The following is a 26,380-nucleotide window of genomic DNA, read 5'->3' on the forward strand; positions in this document are numbered from 1 at the left end:
GTGCTCGTGCCTCGTATTTGTACCATCTATTTGCAAAAGCGCTGGAGATACGGCACATCTACCGTCAAAGCTATACATCCGTGTATAGCTTTGACTACGAGTTTCGCGTCACCGCGAAACATCGCTTCTCTGACAGGATGGCAGTGGTTTCATACAGTATCGAGTTTTTCGTTTATGAAAAACTCGCAGTTTTGAAATGTACATGGACGTACATTTCTGAACAATGGCATCCGTGCCGCTGCTGAAAATTCTCAACGTATCAGAGCGGACAGGGATGTCCGTGGTTCCACGCAGTAGCAAGTTTTTCACTAGAAAAACTTGTCGTTGAAAAGCGTACACGGAAGTACGCTTTTCAACAGACCTGCGGTTAATTTGTGCTCGTGCCTCGTATTTGTACCATCTATTTGCAAAAGCGCTGGAGATACGGCATATCTACCGTCAAAACTATATATCCGTGTACCTCTCTACCGATGTGCACGGACGTACATTTCTGAACAATGGCGTCCATGCCGCTGCTGAAAATAATCCTCGACGTAGACTGCATTGGGGGCTCCACCCTAAGCTCCTCAGCGGCATGAGCGGAGGCGGATATCCTTCTCCCCGATTGTAATAACCAGAAGGCCGGCTTTGCAGGTTTACCGGAAAAGCCGGCGTAAAACAAGCCGTAGAGGGGAGAAGATTGGAGCCGGAGATCGGTGGGGATGTCCCAAAACTTGGTTACTTTCGGGACATTCCCAGCCGCCCAAACTAAAGAAGCTAATAATGCATTATGAAAGCTGTAGCGGTTCCCAATAAACCGTAATTTGTGCTATTATGCCGCCTTGTTATTTAACGGCATGGAGTATTGCTGTATTTTTTGGGTTTTTATCATTTCAATAATGACGGTTGAGGGGTTTATGGCGAAACAAAGAAGAGAATTGTTTAAAACAAAGATCGGACTTCTGCTTGCCTGTGTCGGCTCAGCAATGGGTTTGGCAAATATTTGGATGTTTCCTGCCCGCTTAGGAGAATTTGGCGGTATTACATTTCTTATCCCCTATTTGTTCTTCCTCTTCGGATTCTCATCGTTCGGACTAATGGGGGAGTATGCTTTTGGACGTAAAATGAGGAAGGGCCCTGTTATCGCTTTTGAATCAGTGTTGGCTGAAAAAACAAACAATCCCATCCTCAAAGGCATCGGCTGGTTTCCTGTTGCGGCTTTAATCGGCATTCTTTCGTTTTATACGGTTATTATCGGGTGGATTTTGCGCTATCTGGTACTTGCGCTTGCAAATAGTTTTCCTATTATGGAAGAAGGGTTCTTTTCATCCTTTGCGGGAACACCTGCGAATATTCCTTGGACACTTGCAGCAATTCTTGTTACCGCACTCATTGTCAGCTTAGGTATTCAAAAAGGGATTGAACGCTTTACTACGGTGATGATGGCAACTTTCTATGTTGTGGTTATGATTATGGTGATACGGGCGCTCACACTGCCGAATGCACTGTATGGGGTTGCGGCAATGCTGACACCCAAATGGGAAGCGCTCAGCCATTTCCGTATTTGGATATACGCCCTCGGTATGGCGTTTTTTACCCTGAGCCTCGGCGGAGCTGCGATGCTGGTATATGGAAGCTATATGCCGGAAGAAACAGATATTCCGCAAACAGCCTGCCAAACAGCAGGGCTTGACCTTTTGGCTTCGGTTATGTGCGCCCTGTTTACGATACCGGCTGCATTTTCGCTTGGAATTAATCCGCAGGCGGGAGCTGCTCTGCTTTTTATTACAGTCCCCAAGATTGTAGTCAATATGCCGGCAGGATATGTGTTTGGGGCGCTCTTTTTTCTCTGTGCGTTATTCGCAGCGCTTACTTCGTCCATTGTTATGCTTGAAGTGCCGGTTGAGTCCCTCATATCCAAGTTTTCACTCAGCCGTAAAAAAGCAGCGCTTATTATTTCCCTGTTAGCAGCGTGCATCGCTATTCCGCTCAACTTTGATATGAACGTATTTGGTACTTTTACCGACACCGTTGCTATCATTATCTTTCCGCTTGCTGCTGTTACTGCCGGCTTCCTGATTTTTTGGGTATACGGCGCACAGAAAGCGCTTGACAATATCAATCTTTATGCAAAGCACAAGATCGGCAGGTGGTACGCGCCGTATATGCAGTATGTATTTGTGCCGGTGTGTCTGCTCTTGGTAATTGCGGGTATCTTTTTAGGCGGTTTATAAAGCGTAAGATTGCAGCGGCTTTGCTGATGAGGCATCTGCTAAAAATCGATACCTGATTTTTTTGCAGATGCTCAAAGCTTAGTCCGCAGTGTTTTTGCGATCTTTTTTTTCTGAATAACAGTGTCTGCTTTCCAGCACATCTGTTTTCCAATCATTGATCGTTCTTAGTTCTTCGTCAAAAGAACTTCCTATCAGCACAATCTTCTTTCCATCAGCCTTGTACTTTTCCGCATAGCCATTCTTTTTTATCTGGTTCAGGGCATCTTCCGCACTGCCATTGCCGGAGAGCTTAAACTCGAAGATATAAACAGCATCAACCGTTTTGAGTACACAGTCTGCTCTTCCCTTAGCGGAATGTACTTCCGTCTGTACAAACTGCCCCATCAGTGTAAAGACGAGATACACAGCTGTTTGATAGTTTTGCTCCCGCAATTTCAAGTTTTCTTCTGTGAAGCTATCATAGGCAATACCGGAAATGATCGCCTTGAGCCGCTCCATAACCCCTTCTACATTCCCCGCTCGAATATCTTCCACAAACTTCCATACCGATTTTCCCGTCTCCACAAACGGCAGTCCCGAATACGCAGGCAGCAGATTCTTCAAAAAGCCATATCGGACTTCATTATTCGGAAAGCCAAGCCGATACATCCCTGCTTCTTGGATGTATGTCTTAATCGTTAAATACCCTGCTTGAAACAGAATCGGCAATGCATCTTGAGCAACCGCCCGATAGGTTTGTAAGCCTTCTTCATCAAGTTCAACCTTTCCGTCCAGATCGGGAATATAATAATGCGCTTCTTTTAAGAAGTTGACTAAAAAGGTCGGAGTTCCCGTACCGAACCAATAGCTTTTAATCTCTTTTTTGACTAAGGCACTCAGTACACTAAAGGGATTGTACATTCCTTTCCCTGCCGGGTGGAATAAGTAGCCGTCATACCACTGCTTTAAGGCTGCTAATGCCTGCGCATAGTCCATATTCTGCCGTATTGCGAGTGATTGTATCTCCGGTTGGAAGTTCGTCTCCAACTCTTCTTGTGTAATACCGCAAATACCGGCATAGTCTTCTTCCATTGATATATCACGGAGGTTATTCAAATCGCTGAAAATGCTGACCTTGCTGAACTTTGTTACCCCAGTTAAAAAGGTAAAGCGGATATATTCATCACAGGTTTTAATGACAGAGTAAAATGATTTGAGCGTATTACGGTAGTGTTCGTTCAGCTCTTCATTGACACCCATCGTTTGCAGAAGCGGCTTATCATACTCGTCTACAAGAATAACAACCTGCTTGCCGGTTTGCTGATATGCCCGCTTGATAATTCCGGCAAAACGATGGGAAAGTTCTTCTTCATTTTTATTTGTTCCGTAGATTTCCTCAAATTGGTTTAAAAGCATATTGAGCTGCCGTGCGAGAGCCTGTTCTTTATCATAGAGTCCGGTATTAAAATCAAAATACAGCACCGGATATGTTTGCCATGGGGTTCGATTTTCTTGTGCTGCCTGTTTTTCTTCCGCTTTTTCAAGGTACAAGTCTTTGAACAGCTCTTTTTGCCCGCGGAAATAGGCTGCTAGGGTTGAAAGAAAGAGGCTTTTCCCAAACCTCCGCGGACGGCTGAGGAAATAGGGGCTTGACACTTGTACAAGCTGCCACAGAAACGGAGTTTTATCAATGTAAAGGCAACGGTCTCGGCGGAGTTTTTCGAAACTTTGTATGCCGATCGGTAATTTGCGGATCATGTTCATAACAGTATTATAACAGGGTTATCCTATTAAGCCTATCCTTGAGCTTCCTGCTAATTCATTTGCTGCCTTTTTTTCCTGAAGAGCGTACAGGCTGCTTGCCGGTACTGCTTTGACGTGGTGTGCCTCTGGATCGGCGGACAGGTACGTCCTTTGCCTTAGAAGTTCCGGTAAGCCGGATATCCAAACCGCCTTTCCGTAGGCAGTATTTGACTGCGTATTCCAGTTCTATCCGCTGGGGATTCATCGGCAGCACAAAATGACGGCACTCTGCATACACATCTTTATAAACCGAGCGCGGCTCTCCTTTCCAATCGGTAATGAGCTGCAAAAAGTCACGGATAAAATACACAAGAGCCTGTCCTTGCCGCTGGATTTTATGCTCGGCAATCAGACCGTCCAGCTCTTTCATACTGGCAAAATAGCGTTTGTCAAAATCCGGCGTATCTTCAATAAAAGCAAACGCGGAAGGCTGGAGGTACAAAAAGAGCCGATAGTGCAAGAGCTGTTTAAAAACGGGCGCAGCATACCCACTCATCAGTATTTTAGTGATTTCTTCCGTAAGCCGTGAGGCAGATACGTATTCAATCAGGGGCGCGTCATAGTGGAGACGGCAGCGGAGAAAAAACGGCAGTGCTGCGCGGGTAATGGCAGCATACTTAACACCGCGGATCATCCGCACCGGATCCTCAACAAAGATACGGGAAAGGGGAATAATTGGGCGCAGCTGTTTAGCACGGATATCGTGAACTCCGCCCACATAATCTACAATGATGTTCTTGAGCGGATCATAGTACAGTGCATTCAGTGTAAAATCGCGGCGGTGCACATCTTCATCTATGGTACCAAAGACATTCCCGACAGACCCTTCTTCCAGTGAGCGGAACGTAGAAACCTCATATATTTTTTTGCCGAAAAATATATGGACAAGCCGGAATCGTTTCCCGATCAGCCGGGAGTTTTTAAATATTTTGCGGATTCGGGCGGGTTCTGCCGATGTTACAATATCAAAATCCTTAGGCGTTTTCCCGATGAGCAAGTCGCGGACTGCACCTCCGACAATATAGGCTTCGTAACCCGCATTACGCAAACCGCTCACAATCCTAATAGCCTCATTATCAACTTTTTGCGGTTTGATACCATGGTCTTTTTCTGTATATATCAATGCTTTTGCAGCGTTTTTACCTGAAGAACCTTGTGTGTACCGTACTAACATAACAGTCTATTATTGTGCCGTGAATTTATCGTTCTGTCAAGAATCAACAACTTCGATGCGGTATGTGTACATCACCTCTCTACACGGATGACAGGGAAAAAGCCTGCATGTCTTGTATTATTATAGAGTTTTTTTATAATGAATATGGCGCTATTTAAAGTTTTTAGAGGTTTGTGCCGATAGATGATATGGAGGTGTCTATACGCTTGGATGATGCCGTTTCACTGAGGAGAAGCTGTGCATACGTAAACGCTTGCTGAACATTTTCACGCAAAGGAGGGCTTTTATGCTAAAAATACACAAAGGTCAGAAATTATTCGCTTTCGTAACGGTTTGTTTTGCCGCATTGTTGGTTACGTGTAAAACAATATCGGTTTAGGCAGTTCAATCGATATTAACGATCCGGTAGTTCACAGCATCTATCCGCCTATTGGAGCAGTGATTAAAGGCGATTTTATTTTTGCGGTACAGGCAACTGACGATACGAGTGTTGCCTCGGTAACGGCAACTATTTTGGATTCTGAAGGTAGACAGGTTGATTTTTTCGATCTGAAGAGTTCCGACTCAAACAGCTGGCGTGCTGTCATTAACAGGCGTGATGGGCATGATTATCCGGTTAAAGACGGTTCTTATACGGTACGGATTATTGTCAAAGACAGTTCCGGTAAGACAACCCGCGGAGAGAGCGCATTTACCATAGATAACACCCCTCCTTTGTTAATTTTGAGCCGCCCCAGTACGGCTGCAGCAGCTTATACCGACCCCAAGGCAGACATCTTCGGCGATAAATTTTCTCTTAAAGGGCAAATATATGATAAAAGTGATGTAGAGAAATTGACTATTACGGCAAAAGATGCTGCAGGTAACCCGAAAGGTTCTCCTGCCGTGCTGTATAATGTGCCGAAGAGTTTGAATGTAACGGTTGATTCGTTTTTTACCCCGATGCAAAGCTTTTACCGCTCTATCTACGGAGATACTGCTGCAAACGGTCCGCAGCCGTACTCTTACACCATAACTCTCAGCGATAGTGCACGGGAATATACCGATCCGTCAAAAACTACAGGAACAGGCGAAGGTAACAGCACTTCAACCTATTATTTGTACAACGATCTCTATAGAATGCTCAATGAAAGCCGTTATAAACCGGCAGATGTTTATGCGATAATGCAGGTTGGAATGTATGGTACCGGTTCAGAACGCTCTTTTCCCCCCCCCCCCCCCGAAGGAAGTAGGTGGACAGCTGAAGAAACTGTAAAATTTTTGCAAAACCCCGAAATAAAGGTAGGCACCGGCAGTAAACGTAATGGAACTTTTATACTGAACCCGTCGATTAACCCCAAGTATGGCGTTGAAGGTTTTTCACCTCATCAGATAGATGTCAGTTCAACAGCTCCTATTGCATCCGGTGAATACGACGAAATATATACCGGCTCTAAGATCAATATCAAACTTTCTACCAATTTCGATGAAGACCCGCTCAATCCGGCAGAACAATATGCATTTTATTTGATTAAAGCTGATACCGCTGCTGAACTCCGCTCGCGTATGAATATCGATGTCAATAAAGATACGGACTTATACAGCGATCCTGGGGCAAAAACACTGCAAAGCTATATTCAAAAGCTGAACATTCCGGTAGCAGATATTAAAAACTCAGGCAGTAGCTATGTAGCTACCGTTACGTTGGAACATCTTAATATCGGCAGCTATTATATCCTACAAGTACGCGGTTCCGATCAAAGCGATAGTCCGGATCATACCATGGTTCCGGACCCTAAGGATAAAACCGGCGGGCAATATATCTTTAAGCTGATAACAAACGGCGCCAAACCCGCAGTGAGCATCGCGCAGATTAATGGAAAAGCCCCCAGGCGGGACGCTTCTATATTGGAAAGGGTAGTAATGCAGTTTTTGATGTTGTATTAAACCATGCAGCGACCGGAACGGTTGTGTGTACCCTTGCACCATCATACGATAACAGCGATCCGCTTGATTCGACTGGTAACAGATATTATCAACAATCAATACCGTATTCCGCTTCTCCTGTTTCTATTACCTTACCGAAGGCTAAATTTGAGGAGGATAAAAGCTCCGGGCATCGCATTACCGTACAGGCAAACGATGGGGCAGCAGGAAATTCGCTGATACAGGAATATCAGCTGTACTATGATGCCGACGGACCGGTGATCAGTGCAAACGTATCGGATAAGGTAATACAGATGCCAGTCATCAAAGGTGATATTTATGATGAGGGTGTTGGTGTAGATTATGCTACATTGAGTGCCGCTTATACCTATAACGGGGGTACGGAAAATCTGCTTACCTTTCATACAACTCCTACTGCAGCCGACAACAAGTGGGAAGTAGACAGCCCTACGAATGGAGAAGGCCGCTATAAAATTACGCTCACGGCAAACGATACGCTCGGGAATCCTGCAACAAAAGAGCTTGAGTTTACCTATGATGCGGCGAATCCGCAGATTACCGAACTGAAAGTGGGTGATACGGAAGGGGTAAGAAGCGGAGATACCGTTTATACCAACAAAAATTCCGTAACAGTCAACGTGAAAGCTGCAGATACGCACGGAATAGATGGAGTTACGATTGACGGTCATCCAGCGGCAGAAGATACGGGCGATGTTTGGAAACATAATATTAATACTTCATCTTTGTCGGCGGGGAGACATACTGTTAACATAGCAGTAAAGGATAAGGCAGATAATCTTGCTTCTGCAACGGTTACGCTCTTTGTCGATAAAGATGAGCCTGAGTTTACATCTGTGATGATAGGAGGAAAAGAACATCTTACAAGTTCTTCTTCAACGGTAATTACTACTTATGAAACACCGGTAACATTGAAAGGCGAGGTAAAGGATACCGGCAGCGGGGTTGAAAAAGTTGAATTCAGCTTAAATGCCTCCGATCCCAGTCCTGCATGGAAGCTGGTTGCGCTGGAAAAATCCGGGACAAACTATACGTTTAACGGTTTTACTCCTATAGCTGTAAATAACACGGAAACAGTAACGTTGCGGATAACCGATCGCGCCGGAAATACTGAGGAGTGGGAGAGGTCTGTCAAAGTGCTTTCGGAAATACCTGAATTTGCTATTAAAGTTCTTCCTGTTTCCGGTATAAGCGATAGCGGGACACCGATACGGAAGGGACCATTTAAGATACAATTAGGCTGTTATGTTGACGGTGCATTAGGAACGGAAGAGGTTGAGGATATTATTGTAAAGCAGGGTGATACTGTTATTGCCTCCAAGGCTGATGGTTACAGTAATTTCTTTGACGGATGGACGACTTCCTCATCGATGCTGAAAGTCACAGATAAAGCCGGTGCAGCTCCTACGGAATATACTGTCAAGGCTGGTCTTGCAAGCGGGGAATACACCATTACGCTTAAGGCAAAGAGAATAACAAGTTCGGCAGGGCGTGTGATAATAGATGAACTGGGACCACAGATATCCTTGACCAATCCTCTTCCCGATGCAAAGCATTTAGCGTCCGATAGTGTTGATAATTGGTCAAAACAACACCTGTTCGGCAGGACGGTTATAAACGGTTCTTTTACGGATGATGGGGTAGGAATGCGCCCAAAAACCGATCCTGCGTATACATGCCGAATTGGTAAGAATAGGAGTCCTCTTTTGGCAACGGATCGCTTTGAGCTGTTAAGTACTGCTAGATGGTCGCTTACAATTGCAAGTGCGGAAAAATACTGTGAAAATGATACCTATGTGCTGGAAAAATATAATTCCGAAAATATACTTGATTTGGCAAATGGAAAAGTCTTTAAGATTCCGCTGTATATTACGGCAAAAGATAAGCTGGACAATACGACGGAACAAACCTTCTATATTATGATCGCCTCCGACGGGAAACTGCCGATTATTGATATTCAGGCGCCGAGTCAAGAAAAGTGGACAGCGGGAAACAAAAATCCTCAGTATGACGGACTGGAAGTAATAACGGTCGGCGGTATTGTGCAATTTTCAGGATTAGTGCAAACGGCAAATCCTGCTGCGGGTAAGATTAAAAAGGTGTATGTCAGTTTCTCTACTACCGAATCCTTTGATGATAAGTTTACAGCAAAGCTGAAAGCTCATGGAGATTCTACAGCCGTATTGCATCCTCTTGCGGCATTAACTGCGGATGGGAAGGGCATTCCGATAGCGGATGGCGATAATCTGAAAAAATGGAGCTTTATTGTTGATACCAATGACTTTGTTGAAGGGAAGAAAACCGATCCTGATAATCCCTCTGCTATGATTCCCGCAGGCATGGACGGTAGTGTAACCCTCTTTTATAAGATTCAGGCAGAAAATGATGAAGGAAAGACCGTGTGGACGGCAAAGCGTAAAATCATCTTTGATAAAAACGTGCCTTATGCTTCAGGTAAAGCGGTTAAGCGGCTTCAAAAAGGCAAGAAACCCGGTGATGCCGATGCCTATCCGGGCGTTTCGTCCGATCCGGCTAATCCGCATCCTGTACCTTATATTAATAATATCGCAGTAAAGGACGGTGATATGCTGGTGTGCGAATTACTTTCGTCTAATGACATCAGTGAAATTACCCTGAAATCAGGTACGAAAGGTGCTTCGTATATTAATGCTATCGGTACAAGGACTGGAGAGACCGGCGAAAAAGCGATTCCCGATGCGGTTATTCCTGTAGAAAAAAGCGGGAGCGGAACGCATAATCATAAGATTTTTACAAAAATTACGAACGGTTATCGAATGGAATTGCCCATTCAGCTTACTCATCTGCAAGACGATGATCAGATACTGAGTGTTGAGATTACAATAACTGACAATAAGACCGACGGTAAAAAAACGAGTTTTATGCAGTTTAATCTTAAGTACGATAAAGCTAATCCTGCCGTTGTCTTTGGCAAACCTGAGGGAAAGATCGGTACCGGAAACTTCTCTGCAGCAAACGCAAATAATATTATTACTGCAAAAGCCGGTATGAGTATCGACGATCTCTATGTTTTTGTAGAAACCAAAGATGAGTCTGCAAAAGCGATTAAGATAACAGGAATAGGAGATGGGTATATCAGCTATGCTAATCAGGGAGATATTTTTAGCAACACCGAATCGATGTATATGCTTGTGCGGAAATATCCCATTGTGTACGATGCGGCTGCTTCAGGTTCTTATCAGGTAGAAGGTTTTGTTTACGATAAGGGTACCGGAGTAAAAGAGGTAAAGACCGCTATAGCCAATCAAGAGCTTGTTATAAAAAATTTTATCGGCGAGCTTGGTCATTTCAGCCGGTTTAAGGAATCGCTTAAGACATTCGATATTGCTGACGGTGTACAAACGCTTACAATGGATGTGATTGATAAGGCAGGCAATACCGGAACTTAAGCAAGCGATACGGTGTATCTCCGTAATCACCCTCTTAGAATAGCAAAAGTGCATTTTAAAACCGACTTGGATTATAATGGCAATTATGAAAATGTGCAGAAGCGGGGATTAGTTGAAATCGTAACGGGAGGCGGGGCTGTTTCTAACATAAATGATAAGAAAAACTATGCGCAAAAGTTGGATATCCATCAGCAGTTTGCCTTTAAGAATGGAGGTAAATCGCAGATCGAATTTGAATTAACTGATGGACGGGGGACTACCCGCACCTATGAAATTTACGCAGCCGGTGATGACGGCAATATAATCGCTGGTGCAAAGATTAAACGTGGGACACTTACCGCAAATGCTATTGACTTATCTTCTGCTGATTTTACGGGAGCAAATCCTGTATTCCCTGAGGGTAAGGAAAAGAAATTTGTTATTGTGCTGCGTGACGAAGCTGCACCAATGAATACCGGTACGGGAGATGTTACCGGCGATACGGAGCGCCGGCTTACGCTCCTTGTAACTCTAGGCGTAAAAACCGTTGACACCCGGCAGCCGCAGGTAGTGATTTTACCCTTCTATTGGAACGGTGAGAGCGATAACAGTATTGTCAGAACTAAGGATTCAAACGGAATTGTAGATGCAGCCGGACACATAGAAATTGCCCGTGTGTCAGTAGATAGCAGCGGTAATCCCAGCCAGGGTGTTTCCGATGTATCGGGTAAGGTTGTCGTGCGCGGTACGGCATATCATCCGGCACGGTTGACAAAATTAGAGCTGACCGTTCCCAATACGGCATCGAGTGCAAGCGAAGTAACGGTAACAGCAGATTATACCGCTGCCGGATGGAATTCTACTTCTTCTCCTAAGCTGGAAGTTACGGATGAACGGATTGATGTAAATGGACACTGGGTTGCGTGGGAATATGTATGGGATACCGGCACGCCTGCTGTAAACAAGGAGATTAAGGCGGCTGCAAAGCATGATAGTGTTACGAGCGTCAGTACGGCAGCAGGTTCTCTTGTGCCCAAAAACGCTCAAGAGCGCCCTGACGAACAATCCTTAAAATTAGCTGCAGGCGATACTGCTGTAAAGGGGCAGTTCTTACGGCTGATTAAGGATGAACATTCGTATCTTGTAACGATAAACCGCGTGAATGATGACGGTACTGTAGAGTGGCGGCTTACTAATGTTCCGAAAGAGATTGAGGACTATTACTTATATCCTGTCGATTATAGTACTACCGGTCCCAGTTATAATGCTCCGGAATTTAAGGTTAATATCGTCCCCTATATCACCGGCATTGAAACCCCGCTTTCTATAGGCGGCGATACCGAACCCGACCTCTATGCCCGTACTGCCTTGGGATGCTATCCCGTTAAGGATGGGGCTACCATTACCGTCAAGGGCTTTAACCTCAAGGCTGCTGATTCTACAGGAGCTGTCTGTGCGGTAGTTAAAGGTGCAGATAGCAGTACGTCTAAGAATCTTACTGCCGTATCGGGAAAGGAGAACGAATGGACTTTGGAACTGCCTGCTGACGCAAAAAGCGGCACGTTAACAGCCAGGGTGAACGGTATTGAGGCAATCAACAATAAGAACGACAATGCAAAAGACTACAACAAGGCAAAAAAACCGCAAACAACGATAAGTTGACCGACGATGTTGAGTTGGATGTGTGGCAGTTTAACAGTCAGGCTGCCCTTCCAGATCGCGGCTATGTCGCTGAACCAGTTATGCGTATTAATCCGGCAAACGGTATAATCGGCTTTGCTTTTGCAAATGGTCCTGAGTTTTTCAGTATGAGTAAAGGAAAAAATAATTCCTATCAGGAATGGCATAAGAATAATGATGAATTCAGAGAAATTGATTTTGTCTACGACAGCAGTGGAACCTCTCACGGTGTGGTCGTAGCTCAAGATATGAACTCTGATCGGAATCAGGCTAGTAATTTGGATTATCTAACCAGCCAATGGGGAAGCGGTGGATACAACTACTCGGGAGAGTATGCACTGCGGCTTGAAAAGATCGGACAGATCGGTAATATGAAGGGTGAGGGAGGCAATATTCTGGATAAAAACCGGATTCAGCATCCCTCGCTTGCTGTCGCAAAGAATGCCGACAACGGCGATACACGGCTCTATCTTGCATACTACGACAATCTTAACGATCAGATTCGCTTTAAAGCCGGAACACTCAAGTCTACCATGACGTGGAACGAGAGGAAAGGGCAGCCGTCTGACACGAAATATAAAATGACGGACTCTAGTGGCAATATCGTTTCGTCTTCTGTTGATATTTGGGCGAGGAGGTATTGGAAATCGGGAGCGGCTGCAGCTCAGTTTCCGATAAAACCTTTCGGGCAATTTGTTGATGAGGCATGGACGAAAGAAATACAGAAATACAATCAGGATAATGTCAGTATTGTTGCAGGAAAGTATATGGATGGTACTGTTATCAAGCCGACCGGCAATAACACCGGTACCTATCTTTCACTTGGAGTTGTGCCGGGAGCTACTGCTGATAAAGATGTTGCAGTACTTGTTTGGTTTGATGAAACAAGCAAAAAGCTTAAGTATACTTACAATAAATATCCCACAAAGGAAGATTCATCCATAATACCGGCAGATAATCCTCCTTTTCCGATTGCGGATCCTAGTAACCCTGATGTTGCTAAGCTGAAGTTTCATACTCGTACTGTCCCTCCACGCCATTTTGGAACCCAAACTCCCGGTACTAGTACCCCTGATGGCTATTGGAATGAGGTTAAAGATGTGTTTGGGGATAAAATCAATATTGGAGAATACTGTAAGCTTGTAGTAGATAAAGACGGCGGTATCCATATTGCAGCCTATAGTACCGATACAAAGGATTTGTACTATGCTTACTTGTCAAAGTATGATGGCGCTTCATTTAAAACCTCTGTTGTGGACTCCTACGGCATAACGGGGAGCCAGATCAGGTTGGATGTTGCACTTTCTGCAAACGGAAAGCCCATCCCTTATATCGGCTACTATTCGCCCTCCGCGGGATATGCAAAACTTGCTTACCTTGTTGACAAGAGTTCCGGTTTTGACCAAGGCGCTGCCGGTGCTAAGGACGGTTATTTTACCGGCGACTGGGAAGTTACCTGTATCCCAACAACGAGTGATATTGTAGAGGATAATATCAACGTTGGAGTGTGGAAGGATGCAGCCGGAAAGATTAAAGCATCTGTAGCCGGAAGCAGCAGCTCTACCACTACAAATGGTAAAGTTTATGGTAATGGTACCGCTAATCCTGTTCTCGGCTATGCGATAACAAAGGCTCTTGATGGCTTTATTGAAACCGCACAGAAGAAGTAGGAGCTGATGAGGGGGAAGCGCATCGGATTTTTTAATGGTTCCGCAGAATAAGCGTTTTTTCAACCGAACTGTTGCCGCTGTACGGTTGCATACGGTTTTCCAACCGGATGTTTGCCGCTTTGCGGCTTCAGATGATTGTCAACCGCTTGTTTTGTGGAGTATGAGATTATCAATCTGATGCGTTTACCCTGCTTCTAAAATACGGCAGGGGATGATGATTGCTGAAAGTGTGTTTACGCTGAAGGAATGCAACAAGGGTTTTCTGACGGATCTCGCCAAGCAAAACTCGAAACCGCACGTATATTAAAGCAGCTCGGTGATTCTATTACAAAAATAGTACAAGTTACCGGATTGAGTAAAGCTGAAGTCGAACACATTGATGTTTAAGTTATGTATCCTTTGGTGCGGGGAAGAGGCAGCACTCTTTACGCCTCTGGGGCGACATTAAAAGAAACCAAAGTCAATTTAAACCATACACTGTCTTTTAATTCAATGTCTTGGTTGCGTCTTCACGTTTGCGTTAAGAATTAAAGGGAGGGGGACTAAGTCCTGTGAGAAGGCTATTATGCTTGTCCGTTGAGCTGCAAATAGATTTGATCGGCGAGACCTAAGCCGGCATTTTTTGTAACCGTGCGGGAAAGTTCTTCGTACATCATATCATCGTACATTTTTCCGGCAAAACTGTCCTTACCGGTAAGGGTATTTTTTCCCAAAGTACTCCGCATAGAATCAAGCATTATTTTGACAAAATAAGATTCCAGCTCAAGAGCTTGTTGATAGAGCTCTGAGGTTTTATCGATTGTGGTATTTGCACCGGAGTGCTGTGCCGCAGAAGCAGCCCCCATGCCTTTTGGCTGTGCAGCACGGTCTGCCTCGGTTGGATTAATGATCTCAAACGAGCTGACATATTCGCCGGGCAGACGGGTAGAAAGCTGTGATTTGCCTGCTTCCTGCGCGGCAGAAAAACGGGCTGCGTCGGTTTTTAGCGAATCAAGCAGCGCGGAAAAGCTCTGCGTTTTTCCGGACTGGCGTTTTGCCGATTGTACCGGCTGCTGCGCTGAGGTTTGACTGTTGTGCTGCACTGCATTGATCATCATTTGTACTCCTTTCTAACGGACTCTTACCGTTTTAATCCTACCGCTGTGCCGAGCATATTATCGCTGGTTTGAATCGCTTTTGAGTTAAATTCATAGGCCCGCTGTGCAACAATCATATTGACCATTTCGCTTACCGTTGAAACGTTTGACATTTCCAAGAACTTATGCTCCGTTTTGCCGAATCCGTTAAAGCCGGGTCGTCCGGCAATAGCCTGACCCGATGCCGGTGTTTGACGGAAGAGGTTGCTGCCCTGAGCGGATAGCCCTGCCGGATTTTGAAAGCGGTAGAGTTCAATCTGTCCGACTTCTACCGGATCATCTTGTTCTCCGACCCGTACGGAAACGCGGCCGTCCTGACTGATCGCTATGGTATGCTGGATATAGTTTTCAGGAAAAATAATTTCCGGCAGACAGCGTAACCCATTGGAGGTTACCAGCTGACGGTCTGCATCAACCTTAAACGAACCATCCCGTGTGTAGGCGTAGGTTCCGTCATACTGCAGCACACGGAAAAAACCTTCTCCTGCAATGGCGAGGTCGGTTGACACACCGGTTTGCTGCAGTGACCCCTGCTCAAAATTGCGCTGTGTTGCTGCGAGTTTTGCACCGTGTCCCATTTCAACCCCGACCGGTGTAATGGTATCTTCGGTAGCCGGAGTTCCCGCTGCCCGTATTGTCTGATAGAGTAAATCTTCAAATTCCGCCCGCTGCTTTTTAAATCCGCTGGTGTTTACGTTTGCAAGGTTGTTTGCTACCGTATCAATATTCGCCTGTTGTGTGTTCATGCCGGTTGCGGCAGTCCATAAACTTCTAACCATCTTTTATCTCCTCACTAGGATGAGTTTATTTTACTTTGGCAACCTCATTCCAGAGTTTACTCATCATCGTATCTTCAGATTGAATTGTTTTTTGGTTCGCCTCGTATGCTCGGTTTACCTCGATCATACGCACCATTTCGTTCACTACTTTGATATTGGAGGCTTCTACAAAGCCCTGTACAACAACAGGACGGTCGTTGCCTTCCGCAGCAATAGCAGGACCTGATACCGTAGTGTCAAGATAAAAACTGGAACCGTACTTTTTTAAGTAGCGGTCGTTTTCAAAGGTAACGAGCTTCAGCCGGTCGGTCAGCGTTGAATCTGAATCCGGCTCAGTCATCGGGCGCGCATACACGTCTCCATTTTGATTTACCTTATACTCTTTATCCTGCAAAAAAATACGACCGTTTTCTCCCAGAACGGGATAGCCTTCTTTTGTCATCAAATAGCCTTCAACACCGACGGTAAAGTTTCCGTTGCGGGTATACCGTTCTCCGTAGGGCGTTTCAACACAGAAAAAACCTTTGCCTTCCAGTGCAAGATCGGATGCTGCATTGGTTTGCTTTAAAGATCCTTGTTCAAATTCAGTGAAAATTTCGTTCAGTTCTACCCCAAGACCGAGCTTTCCGATGATGGGTGCAACATCGGAAGAGCCGAAGGGATTTTTAACAACACCGTCGTCGTTCACACGCCGCAGTAATAGTTCGGAAAAATTTTTATGGGTTGCAACATCCCGTTTATAGCTTGTTGTATCGGCATTTGCCAGATTTTGAGCGATAACATCCAGCTGTTTTTGCTGTGCATTCATGCCGCTCGCTGCGGTATACCAACCTCTAATCATAAACAACCTCGCAAATAAATTCAAGGAAAACAGCTAAAACTAAAGCTTTTTGCTGTTCATCTCTATTCAATATCGGTAAATAGGGAAAAACTTGAAGCACTTTGTAAAGAAAGATAGATGAGGGTAAAACACAAGGTAAATTACGAAATACCGTTTATCGAAAAAAAAAGCCGCAAAGAAGTCTTTTTAACCGCTGCTGGACAAAGGTTTTAAGAGGCGATACCTTAAGTAAGTCTTTCTTCTCCTTTGTACTGTACTTTCGACAACTTTGCGCCTGTTTTTTATCATGTTACTGCAAGATAAATGCCTTGCCGCTTATTTATCAAGGTGCTTTCTAAAGAAGCGTTCCATTGCCCGGTAAAAGTCAAAGCGGTTTTCTTCATTGTGAAAACCATGCCCTTCGTTATCCTTCACCATGTATTCAACGGCAATGTTTTTCTGCTTGAGTGCATTGACAATTTGGTCTGAATGCTCTTTTTTTACGCGGGGATCATTTGCCCCCTGTGCAACAAAAAGCGGCACTTTGATAGTATCAATATGAAAGATCGGAGAGACCTCTTCGAGCAGCACTTTGTCTTTTTCCGGATTGCCGATCATCTCGTACATCATCTGACGACCCTGCTCCCAATAGGGCGGCAAGGTTTCAAAAAGCGTGAAAAGATTGGAAACGCCGACATAATCAACCGCGCATGTATACAGATCAGGTGTAAAGGTAACGCCTGCAAGCGTTGCATAGCCGCCGTAGGAACCGCCGTATATCGCTATCCGCTTGGGATCGGCAATACCCTGACTGATGAGCCACTGTACTCCGTCCGTTACATCATCCTGCATTTTCTTGCCCCACTGCTTAAAGCCCTTTGTCCAAAATTCCTTGCCGTAGCCGGTTGAGCTGCGGAAGTTCATCTGCAAGACGGCGTATCCGCGGTTTGCCAAAAACTGCACCTCAGGATTATATCCCCAATAGTCGCGCGCCCACGGACCACCGTGCGGATTAACTACTACCGGCAGGTTCTTTGCCTGTTTTCCTGCAGGAATGGTGAGGTAGCCGTGGATAGTCAACCCATCAGAACTTTTATATTGAATAGGCTGCATCGAAGCCATTTTGGTACTGTCAATCCACGGAGCTGTCTCGGCAAGCAGTGTGCAGCTTTTGTCGGCTGTATCATACACATAATACGCGCCGGGGGTTTTATCGGAATAGGTACGGATAATATAGACGGTCTCGTCCCGGTTTGATGCGCTTACGCCAACTTCAAGACCAGGAAACTTTTTTTCGAGTTCGGCTTGCAGCGCTGCCCGCTGTGTATCAAAAAAATGATAGCCGCGCTTATCAGCATAATAGACAGCGCCGGTAATCACTTTCCGCTCTTCGGAGTAGATGAGTGATTCCGCATCAACTTCCGGATGTTCAAAAATGAGTTTGCCCAGCTTTTTTGTTTCGGGGTTAAACGTATAAATTGCTGCTTTATCCCTGCCGAGATTACTGGTAACATACAGCTCGCTATTATCGAAGGTCATCAAAAGAGGACTGAATGTATCTTTAAAACCTGTTTCCATAATCGAAACAAAGGGGTCTTGTTCGGTTTTACGGTAGAGCACTCCGGTGTTTACGCCGTCTGTTGTCGTTGCGATGCGGAGTTTTCCGTCGTGGTCAGTCATCCAGCCGGAAATATTGCCGGGATTTTCCGCAATCATGGTAAGCGAATTGTCGGTAAAGTTGAGCCGGTATACATCAAACACCTGCCGATTACGTTTATTCATCGAAATGAGCATCTCATGTTCGTTATCTTTGAGATCATCTACAATCCCAACACGGACATCTTTAAACGGCGTTACATTTTTCAGATTTGAACCGTCCTTCTGCACGGTGAAAAGCTGATAATTTTCATCCCCGCCGGTGTCCTGCAAAAAGGCAAGCAGCGAATTATTTGCCCAAAAATAACCTGCAATATCGCGGTTTTCAGCTGCAGTAACCCGCACAGCGGTATCGGAGTCCCGTTTTTGCACAAAAATATTCATGCGGTTTTTCCATGCCTGCATAAACGCAATATGCGTACCATCGGGTGATACCGTGAATCTGCTTTTTGACGGATTCCGAAAAAAATCCTCTACCGGAATATAATGCTGTCCGGCTGGAGCCGATCCTCCGGTTTGCGAGGTCATCCCCGAACCGGTAGATACACAAGCGGTCAGCATCCCCGCACAGATTAAGCCTGTACATAGCGGCTGCACCATCATTAATCGTTTTTTCATATAATACCTCTTATAACTGGATGCAAAATGATTAAGAAAATTATCGCATTTTTTCTATAAATATTCAACTAAAAAAATTGCAGCATGAATACACAGAGAAAAGTCTTAGGAACTTTTCAGCTCTGCGACTTGTCTATCTTCCGTTTTTTGAGTATGTTATGCGATATACAGAAGAGAAGATACGGTTTAATACTTCCATTAGAGCATATAAAAGGAGGTTTTGAGCAGAATCTTAGCGCAAAGAACGAGGCAGCAACTATTATGAATGAAGATAAGAATAACAAGGATCCAAAAGATCAGGATCCTTTCAATTTTTTTAAGCTGAGTCCCGAACCGCCGAAAAACGATAAGGACCCTAAAAAGCCTAAGATACCGTTTTGGGCAATCATCGCCGGTGTGTTTGTGGTCTTGCTGATCGCAAATCAGTTTTTAGCAAAGCAAGATGCAAATGTCATACCTTTTTCCGAATTTAAAGACCGGATCAGTTCAGGTGAAATTGTAAAGGTTATTATGGGACCGACTTATTTTATCGGTCAAACAAAAACGCAGGCGAACTCCGAACAAAGCAAAAAGCTGCCGTTCTTTTCAACCGATACGGAAGGCGCGTATCAAACAGTCGGTATTTATTCAGAATCGTTTTTACAGCTTTTGGACGAAAAAAATATTATCTATTTGATCCGTCCGAAAGAGAATAATATTTTTATTGATTTTTTAGTTCAGTGGATACTGCCGTTCAGCTTTATCTTCCTTCTGTGGCATTTTGTGATGAAACGTTTTACCTCCAACCTCGGCGGTTTGGGAGGAAGTTTTCTTGCCGGCGGGGCTGGTCGTTCCGCTGCGGTCGAAGAAGGCAAGGTTACAACCCGGTTCAGCGATGTCGCAGGTGTTGATGAGGCAAAAGAAGAGCTTGTTGAAGTGGTAGACTTCTTAAAATTCCCGCAAAAGTATACCGAAATAGGCGGTAAAATTCCGCGGGGTGTCTTACTGGTAGGTCCGCCCGGTACCGGAAAGACCCTTCTTGCCCGTGCGGTTGCCGGAGAGTCCGGTGTTCCATTCTTTAGACTAAGCGGTTCTGATTTTGTTGAAGTATTTGTCGGCGTTGGGGCATCCCGTGTGCGCGATCTCTTTAAGCAAGCCCGAGAAAAGGCGCCGTGTATTATCTTTATTGACGAATTGGATGCCATCGGAAAGTCCCGGTTAAATTCCATTCATTCAAACGATGAGCGGGAGCAAACCCTCAATCAGTTGCTGGTAGAAATGGACGGATTTGATAACAGCACAGGATTGATTTTGCTTGCGGCAACCAACCGCCCTGATGTTTTAGACCCTGCACTGCTCCGCCCCGGACGCTTTGACCGGCAAGTGTCGGTTGACCGCCCTGATATGAAAGGACGGGAACAAATCCTTAAAATACATGCAGAGAAGGTAAAACTTTCAAGCGGTATAGACCTTGCAGATACGGCGCGGATTACAAGCGGTTTTTCCGGTGCAGATCTCGCAAATGTGATTAACGAAGCTGCATTGCTGGCAGTCCGGGCAGGACGGAAAGAGGTTATTGCAGAAGACCTCAGCGAGGCTGTTGAAAAAGCAATTGCCGGTTTACAAAAAAAGAGCAGAGTAATAAAGGAAAAAGAACGGCAGATTGTCGCCTACCATGAAACAGGACATGCAATTACCGCAGCCTTCACAGAGGGGGCGGATAAGGTGCATAAGGTTTCGATTATTCCGCGAGGTATAGCAGCTCTTGGCTATACCCTCAATATCCCGGAAGAAGACCGCTTCCTGCGCACTGAACAAGAGCTGCTGGCAGAGGTTGACTGCCTGCTTGGCGGACGCGCTGCGGAGTTTGTGCAGTTCGGCGTTGTTTCTACCGGCGCATCGAATGATTTATCCCGTGCAACGGATATAATCCGCGGAATGATCACTGATTACGGTATGAGCGAACGCTTTAAAAATGTTGCTCTTTCATCACGGGGAAGCGGCTATGGAAGCGGTGATCCTCAGCTGGTGCGGGAATATTCAGAAAAGACCCAGCAATATATTGATGAAGAAATAGCCCGCATTATGGAAGAGCGATATACGGTTGTTGTTAATCGGCTGACGGATAAAAAACACCTGCTGGAATATATTGCCGAGCGCTTGTTGGAAAAAGAAACTATTGATAAGCAGGAATTTAAAGATATTATCAATGCGGAAGCTCATCTCCCCCATACTCAAGCCGCTTTTGCTGCACCCGATTCCGCTGAAGCAAAGCCGGACACTACTGTCGTGGAAACCGGTGGCGAGCCGGCGGAAACAGCCATGCCGGATTGATTGCACACACAGTGCGAAACGTTGAGCAATACTCACAAGCTGCATCGGGGGAGTTGATTTTAAGGCTGTCCCGATGTAGCTGGTTACAAAGCTGCCGTACTTATGATACACTGGGAGCGAGACTATACCCCTTATCAAAATACCGCGGCGGGATATTTCCGTAAAAATTACCGCGGAATCGGCTAGTCTGAGCAGGATCTGGGAAGAAATACTATGCTGCATAATAAAACAATTATCGTTGGAGTAACAGGCGGAATTGCCGCATATAAAGCGTGTGATGTAGTGAGTAAACTGCGCAAGCAGGGCGCTTCGGTACATGTGATTATGACGGAAGCAGCCTGTAAGTTCGTAGCGCCGCTTACCTTTCAAACACTCAGTAATCATTTTGTCATATCGGATATGTTTGCCGAACCTAAGACATGGGAAATTGAACATATTTCACTGGCAAAAAAAGCCGATTTGATGCTCATCGTGCCTGCGACTGCGAATGTTATTGGGAAAATTGCATCCGGCATTGCAGATGATATGCTCACGACAACGGTTATGGCAAGCCGCGCGCCGGTAATGATAGCTCCGGCAATGAACACAGGGATGTACCGTAACCCAATCGTGCAGGAAAATATACAAAAGCTGAAAACACTGGGCTATCCATTTATAGAGCCGGTTTGCGGTATGCTTGCCTGCGGTGATGAAGGAGACGGGAAATTGGCGGATGTCGATACGATTGTAGAATCGGTCGAGGCTTTTCTAGCAGAGCAGAAACAGAATCCGCATAGTCAAATGAAAGAAACAGCATTTCCGAAAATTACCGATCAGGAAACGCTGTCTTCCACATCCAATACCGTACCACAGGATTTAAAAGGGAAAAAGATTCTCGTAACAGCGGGACCAACACGGGAGCCTATTGATCCTGTCCGCTACATTACAAACCGCTCATCGGGTAAAATGGGATATGCCGTTGCGGCGCAGGCTGCAAAACGGGGTGCAGAGGTTACGCTGATCTCCGGTCCAACGGTTCTGGACACACCTGCGGGCATCAGGAGCATTGTGCGCGTGGAAACTGCTGCGCAAATGTATCAGGCTGTTATGGACGCATTTCCCGATCATGATGCGGTTATCCAAAGCGCCGCAGTTGCCGACTACAAACCCAAGCAGTATTCTGACAGCAAGCTAAAAAAGAGCGATAGTGATTTGTATATTGAGTTGGAACGGACGCAAGACATTGCGTATCAGCTTGGAAAGATGAAAGGAAATAAAATTTTGGTGGGCTTTGCTGCAGAAACAGACAAGGTAACGGAACATGCCGTACAAAAAATCAGAAAGAAAAACTTTGATTTTATCGCCGCCAACGATGTTACCAAGGCAGGCGCCGGATTTGGTATCGACACCAATATTATCACAATCATCGACGCGCAGGGAAATATGCATGCATACCCTCAACTACTTAAAACAGAGGCAGCGGATATTATTTTAGACGAGGTTGCAGCGCTCTTTTGCCGAAAAGAACAGAAACCATAAGCCGCGTCTGGGTTCTTGATTATGAACTGTTGATTATGGGATGTTGATATTATAATGCGGAATCCCTAAGAGGCATCCCTAAGCAGCTTGCACAAAAAGCGCTTATTCGGTAAGTTTATCTTATGGAATCACAAACAAAGCTTTGTTTTGCTTCAGATTATATGGAAGGAGCCCATCCTGCAATCATAGAGCGCTTAGTGCAAACCAATATGGAACAAACGGCAGGGTATGGAACCGATGAATACTGCGAGCGTGCGCGCACCCTTATTAGAAATATATGCAAAAGTCCAAAAGCAGCAGTGCATTTTCTTGTAGGCGGTACCCAGACCAATGCGACGGTTATTGATGCGCTCCTTCATCAATATGAAGGGGTTATTGCGGCACAGACCGGACATGTTGCCGTACATGAAGCAGGAGCGATAGAGTTCGGAGGACACAAGGTATTGCCCATTGTATGCGATAAGGGCAAGATCACTGCCGCCGCTGTAACACAATATCTCCAAGACTTTTATGCAGACGGAAACTATGAACACATGGTGCATCCGGGGATGGTGTATATCTCACAGCCGACAGAATACGGAACACTGTACACCAAGCAGGAGATAACTGCACTCAGTGAGGTTTGTAGAGCATATCACATCCCGCTGTATGTAGACGGGGCACGGCTTGCTTATGCACTTGCAAGCAAGGAAAATGATGTAACACTCGCCGATCTTGCAGCATTGTGTGATGCCTTTTATATCGGCGGCACAAAATGCGGAGCGCTTTTTGGTGAAGCGGTGGTCATTCCTGATCCGCAGCGCAGTCCTCATTTTTTTACCATTATGAAACAGCACGGCGCTTTGCTCGCAAAAGGCAGGCTGCTCGGCATTCAGTTTGAAACACTCTTTACCGATGACCTGTACCTCCGCATCGGGGAAACCGCAATCCATGCAGCCGACACTATTCGGGCGTTTCTTACCGAGCACAGCTATGAGCAGTATTTTGTTGCACCGACCAATCAAATATTCATCGTGCTTGACAATACTCGGTATGCCGAACTGTCTCAAAAAATCTCTTTCAGTTTTTGGGAAAAGAAAGATGATGCACATACTGTTGTCCGGATTGCAACTGACTGGGCAACAACAGATGAAAACGTAGAAAAACTTCTAAAAGCCCTTGCATAATGAAAACACTAACAGCAGGAGACCTCTAAAAACAATCCTTGAGTTTTTAGAATATTCCCAGGGCTGTCAAAGATGCTTTCGAGGGTAGCAGTATGAGGATAGTAGTATGGAAAACTTTCACGCATTATATTATCAAAAACCATATATAAAAGAATTTGACGCAACAGTCATTGCATGTACTCAAACAGAGCGGGGCTTCGAGATCGAACTTTCCGAAACAGCATTTTATCCCGAAGGAGGCGGTCAGCCCGGCGATAAAGGCTCTCTTATCTTACAAGGTCAAAACGAATCGCCTGTTTGTGTGCTCGACACGCAGCTGAACGGTGAACGTGTCCTACATATTGCCGACAAGTCGATCCTGCCGGGAGTACAGGTACACGGTGTCCTTGATTGGATCAACCGTAGCGACAATATGCAGGGACATTCGGGGGAGCATATTCTGACCGGGCTCCTTTATCAAACGTATGGCTATGAAAATATCGGCTTTCACATGGGGAAGGACTTTGTAACGATTGATGCAAGCGGGCAGCTTACAGAAGAGCAAGTAACAATTTTGGAACAGCGTGCAAACGAAATTGTCCGTGCCAATCTCCCAATAGCAGAGAGTTTTCCCAGCGAAGAAGAACGCCGGACGCTCCAGTACCGCAGTAAAAAAGAACTTTCTGGCATTGTACGGATTATCACCATACCCGGTCTTGATTCCTGTGCCTGCTGCGGCACCCATCTGAGCAGCACCGGCGAAGTGGGATTGATCAAAATTATCAACTTTACCAATAGAAAAAAAGGGGCGCGTTTAGAAGTGCTGTTCGGCAGAAAGGCAGTGGAAGCATACGAACAAGAAATGCAGCAGGTACGGGCAATTTCCCGGTGTCTTTCTGCAAAACCAAGCGAGGTACATGAAGCAGTAGAAAAGCTCAATGCGGATAAGGCAAAACTGCAGCAGCAGCTTCATGAAATGACGGAAAAATACCTGAAAGAAAAAGCTGCCGGACTTTCAGCAGCAGAGGATCGCTTTCCCATTTATTTTGAAGAAAACCTCGGCATTGAATATCTGCGGTTCTTCTGCAATAGTCTGTTAGCATCAGGATCCATCACAGGATGCGCTGCCTTGTCCGCTGTAAAAAACGATACGGCAGAGCTTGCATATAATTATGTGATTGTCAGCACTGAGATAGACCTAAAACAACATGCCAAAGAATTAAATCAGCAGCTAAACGGCAGGGGCGGCGGCAGCAGTACTGCTATTCAAGGAACCTATTTTGCATCGCAAGACAGTATTAAAGAAGCGCTTTTGCGCGTATTTGGATGATGGAGATTATGTATCTTAGACAACTGTCCGGTTTATCCCTTGACTTAATGGAAAAAAATGATATAGTTTTCCCTATAAATGATATACTTTAGGGAATATCCGTTCATTAAGATGCAGCAGTCCTATATAATCTAAAATTTGGGAACTACTGCGTTTACGCACAAAGAGCACATACGTTTCTTCCCTTTCGGCGGATTGTGCAGATAATAACATACTCAGCGCATTCCGTACTATTTTTATCCTTGAGGAGTACATAATGATAAAACTCGCAACTATTGCAGGTTCCGATGCTTCAGGCGGCGCTGGTCTTGAAGCGGATTTAAAAACGTTCCAGGAATACGGCGGATACGGTATGGCAGCCGTTACGCTTATCGCAACGATGAATCCCCATAAAGACTGGAGTCATGAAGTGTTTCCGCTTACTGAAGAAGCTCTCCGTGCTCAGTTAGAGACAATTTTTACTGGAATTGGTGTTGATGCTGCAAAAACAGGTATGCTTGCAACACCCTATGCAATCGAACTTTCAGCTGAATATATCAGTAAGTATAAAGTTCAAAACTATGTATTGGATCCGGTGATGATCTGCAAGGGCGGTAATCTTCCGCTTAATCCTGAACTGAATGCCTTGCTGGTAAAAAAACTGCTCCCGTTGGCAAAAATTATCACTCCGAACGTATTTGAAGCAGGGCAGATTGCACAGGTTGAAACCCCTTCATCGTTAGAAGAAATAAAAGAAGCGGCAAAACGGATTTATGATCTTGGGGTGCCGAATGTGTTTATTAAGGGTGGGTCTAAACTGAAAGATCAGACAGCTTCTATCGATGTGTTTTATGACGGTTCAGACTTCCGGTATCTTGAGGCGGAGCTGATTAAAACCGAATGGACACACGGCTGCGGATGTACGGTTGCAGCTGCAATTACTGCCGGACTCGGTTTTGGGCTTGACGCTTACGAGGCAACCCTCCGCGCTAAAAAATTCATCACATTGAGCTTACGCAATAGTTTTGCGCTGAATCAATGGGTTGGTCCGGGTAATCCGGCAGCGTGGCGCAAGGCATTTAATTAAACCTGTTCGGAAACTTCCGTTTCTGAACAGGTTACCTTGAAATGCGATGTTCTAAATCGTGCTATTTGCGCAATTTAGAACTCGTCGACCTATTCGAAAACGCAGTTATCGAATAGGTCTATTAACAAA

Annotated in this window: 18 protein-coding genes; 12 read left to right on the forward strand and 6 right to left on the reverse strand. The window is 45.3% G+C overall.

Annotation, left to right across the window (positions count from 1 at the left end):
• Positions 1-245, forward strand: a 245-nt coding sequence (locus tag ACTTJ8_RS05790; protein ID WP_442720592.1) for a hypothetical protein, incomplete at its 5' end; no start/stop codon positions are given.
• A 651-nt stretch (positions 246-896) separates the two neighbouring features.
• Positions 897-2,213: a sodium-dependent transporter gene (locus ACTTJ8_RS05795; protein WP_442719859.1), complete on the forward strand. Its 1,317-nt coding sequence runs from the start codon at positions 897-899 to the stop codon at positions 2,211-2,213.
• Positions 2,214-2,291: 78 nt separating this feature from the next.
• Here ACTTJ8_RS05795 and ACTTJ8_RS05800 read toward each other — a convergent pair whose 3' ends face one another.
• Both ACTTJ8_RS05800 and pcnB read right to left on the reverse strand, forming a co-directional pair.
• Positions 2,292-3,956, reverse strand: a complete 1,665-nt coding sequence (locus tag ACTTJ8_RS05800) for an ATP-binding protein (protein ID WP_442720593.1) — start codon at positions 3,954-3,956, stop codon at positions 2,292-2,294.
• Positions 3,957-4,011: 55 nt separating this feature from the next.
• Positions 4,012-5,169: a polynucleotide adenylyltransferase PcnB gene (gene pcnB, locus ACTTJ8_RS05805; RefSeq protein ID WP_442716596.1), complete on the reverse strand. Its 1,158-nt coding sequence runs from the start codon at positions 5,167-5,169 to the stop codon at positions 4,012-4,014.
• Positions 5,170-5,607: 438 nt separating this feature from the next.
• On the opposite strand from pcnB, the gene ACTTJ8_RS05810 reads away from it, so the two are divergent.
• From ACTTJ8_RS05810 to ACTTJ8_RS05830, 5 genes are all read left to right on the forward strand, one after another.
• Positions 5,608-7,095: a hypothetical protein gene (locus ACTTJ8_RS05810; RefSeq protein ID WP_442720594.1), complete on the forward strand. Its 1,488-nt coding sequence runs from the start codon at positions 5,608-5,610 to the stop codon at positions 7,093-7,095.
• Positions 7,096-7,118: 23 nt separating this feature from the next.
• The gene (locus tag ACTTJ8_RS05815) at positions 7,119-10,541 is read left to right on the forward strand and encodes an Ig-like domain-containing protein (RefSeq protein ID WP_442716598.1); all 3,423 of its coding nucleotides are present in this window, start codon (positions 7,119-7,121) and stop codon (positions 10,539-10,541) included.
• A 48-nt stretch (positions 10,542-10,589) separates the two neighbouring features.
• Positions 10,590-12,182, forward strand: a complete 1,593-nt coding sequence (locus ACTTJ8_RS05820) for a hypothetical protein (protein ID WP_442720595.1) — start codon at positions 10,590-10,592, stop codon at positions 12,180-12,182.
• The gene (locus ACTTJ8_RS05825; protein WP_442720596.1) at positions 12,179-13,870 is read left to right on the forward strand and encodes a hypothetical protein; all 1,692 of its coding nucleotides are present in this window, start codon (positions 12,179-12,181) and stop codon (positions 13,868-13,870) included. The genes ACTTJ8_RS05820 and ACTTJ8_RS05825 overlap by 4 nt, the downstream gene beginning before the upstream one ends.
• A gap of 246 nt (positions 13,871-14,116) precedes the next feature.
• The gene (locus tag ACTTJ8_RS05830) at positions 14,117-14,257 is read left to right on the forward strand and encodes a hypothetical protein (protein WP_442716822.1); all 141 of its coding nucleotides are present in this window, start codon (positions 14,117-14,119) and stop codon (positions 14,255-14,257) included.
• Positions 14,258-14,433: 176 nt separating this feature from the next.
• Here the strand turns inward: ACTTJ8_RS05830 and ACTTJ8_RS05835 are convergent, their stop codons facing one another.
• The 4 genes from ACTTJ8_RS05835 to ACTTJ8_RS05850 form a co-directional block, all read right to left on the reverse strand.
• Positions 14,434-14,967: a rod-binding protein gene (locus ACTTJ8_RS05835; protein ID WP_442716821.1), complete on the reverse strand. Its 534-nt coding sequence runs from the start codon at positions 14,965-14,967 to the stop codon at positions 14,434-14,436.
• A 23-nt stretch (positions 14,968-14,990) separates the two neighbouring features.
• Entirely contained in the window at positions 14,991-15,785 is a 795-nt protein-coding gene (flgG, locus tag ACTTJ8_RS05840; protein ID WP_442716820.1) for a flagellar basal-body rod protein FlgG, read from the reverse strand.
• Positions 15,786-15,810: 25 nt separating this feature from the next.
• Positions 15,811-16,626: a flagellar basal-body rod protein FlgF gene (gene flgF / locus ACTTJ8_RS05845; RefSeq protein WP_442718940.1), complete on the reverse strand. Its 816-nt coding sequence runs from the start codon at positions 16,624-16,626 to the stop codon at positions 15,811-15,813.
• Positions 16,627-16,941: 315 nt separating this feature from the next.
• A complete protein-coding gene (locus tag ACTTJ8_RS05850) occupies positions 16,942-18,879 on the reverse strand; it encodes a S9 family peptidase (protein WP_442720597.1) in 1,938 nt (645 codons plus the stop codon).
• A 261-nt stretch (positions 18,880-19,140) separates the two neighbouring features.
• Between ACTTJ8_RS05850 and ftsH the strand changes: the two genes are divergently transcribed.
• The 5 genes from ftsH to thiD all read left to right on the forward strand — a co-directional run bounded on the left by ftsH (position 19,141) and on the right by thiD (position 26,251).
• The gene (ftsH, locus tag ACTTJ8_RS05855) at positions 19,141-21,192 is read left to right on the forward strand and encodes an ATP-dependent zinc metalloprotease FtsH (protein ID WP_487248075.1); all 2,052 of its coding nucleotides are present in this window, start codon (positions 19,141-19,143) and stop codon (positions 21,190-21,192) included.
• Between the two features lie 213 nt (positions 21,193-21,405).
• Positions 21,406-22,710: a bifunctional phosphopantothenoylcysteine decarboxylase/phosphopantothenate--cysteine ligase CoaBC gene (gene coaBC, locus ACTTJ8_RS05860; RefSeq protein ID WP_442720598.1), complete on the forward strand. Its 1,305-nt coding sequence runs from the start codon at positions 21,406-21,408 to the stop codon at positions 22,708-22,710.
• A gap of 122 nt (positions 22,711-22,832) precedes the next feature.
• Entirely contained in the window at positions 22,833-23,876 is a 1,044-nt protein-coding gene (locus ACTTJ8_RS05865) for a threonine aldolase family protein (protein WP_442720599.1), read from the forward strand.
• Between the two features lie 106 nt (positions 23,877-23,982).
• Positions 23,983-25,185: an alanyl-tRNA editing protein gene (locus tag ACTTJ8_RS05870; RefSeq protein ID WP_442720600.1), complete on the forward strand. Its 1,203-nt coding sequence runs from the start codon at positions 23,983-23,985 to the stop codon at positions 25,183-25,185.
• Between the two features lie 256 nt (positions 25,186-25,441).
• The gene (thiD, locus tag ACTTJ8_RS05875) at positions 25,442-26,251 is read left to right on the forward strand and encodes a bifunctional hydroxymethylpyrimidine kinase/phosphomethylpyrimidine kinase (protein ID WP_442720601.1); all 810 of its coding nucleotides are present in this window, start codon (positions 25,442-25,444) and stop codon (positions 26,249-26,251) included.
• Positions 26,252-26,380: the final 129 nt, after the last annotated feature.

Source organism: Treponema sp. (assembly GCF_052169735.1).
Classification (GTDB): domain Bacteria; phylum Spirochaetota; class Spirochaetia; order Treponematales; family Treponemataceae; genus Treponema.

Excerpts from the sequence above, each read along its gene's own strand:
- ACTTJ8_RS05795 (WP_442719859.1), top strand. The coding sequence starts at position 897 with ATGGCGAAACAAAGAAGAGAATTGTTTAAAACAAAGATCGGACTTCTG.
- ACTTJ8_RS05800 (WP_442720593.1), bottom strand. The coding sequence starts at position 3,956 with ATGAACATGATCCGCAAATTACCGATCGGCATACAAAGTTTCGAAAAA.
- pcnB (WP_442716596.1), bottom strand. The coding sequence starts at position 5,169 with ATGTTAGTACGGTACACACAAGGTTCTTCAGGTAAAAACGCTGCAAAA.
- ACTTJ8_RS05830 (WP_442716822.1), top strand. The coding sequence starts at position 14,117 with ATGCAACAAGGGTTTTCTGACGGATCTCGCCAAGCAAAACTCGAAACC.
- ACTTJ8_RS05835 (WP_442716821.1), bottom strand. The coding sequence starts at position 14,967 with ATGATGATCAATGCAGTGCAGCACAACAGTCAAACCTCAGCGCAGCAG.
- flgG (WP_442716820.1), bottom strand. The coding sequence starts at position 15,785 with ATGGTTAGAAGTTTATGGACTGCCGCAACCGGCATGAACACACAACAG.
- flgF (WP_442718940.1), bottom strand. The coding sequence starts at position 16,626 with ATGATTAGAGGTTGGTATACCGCAGCGAGCGGCATGAATGCACAGCAA.
- ACTTJ8_RS05850 (WP_442720597.1), bottom strand. The coding sequence starts at position 18,879 with ATGAAAAAACGATTAATGATGGTGCAGCCGCTATGTACAGGCTTAATC.
- ftsH (WP_487248075.1), top strand. The coding sequence starts at position 19,141 with ATGAATGAAGATAAGAATAACAAGGATCCAAAAGATCAGGATCCTTTC.
- coaBC (WP_442720598.1), top strand. The coding sequence starts at position 21,406 with ATGCTGCATAATAAAACAATTATCGTTGGAGTAACAGGCGGAATTGCC.
- ACTTJ8_RS05865 (WP_442720599.1), top strand. The coding sequence starts at position 22,833 with ATGGAATCACAAACAAAGCTTTGTTTTGCTTCAGATTATATGGAAGGA.
- ACTTJ8_RS05870 (WP_442720600.1), top strand. The coding sequence starts at position 23,983 with ATGGAAAACTTTCACGCATTATATTATCAAAAACCATATATAAAAGAA.
- thiD (WP_442720601.1), top strand. The coding sequence starts at position 25,442 with ATGATAAAACTCGCAACTATTGCAGGTTCCGATGCTTCAGGCGGCGCT.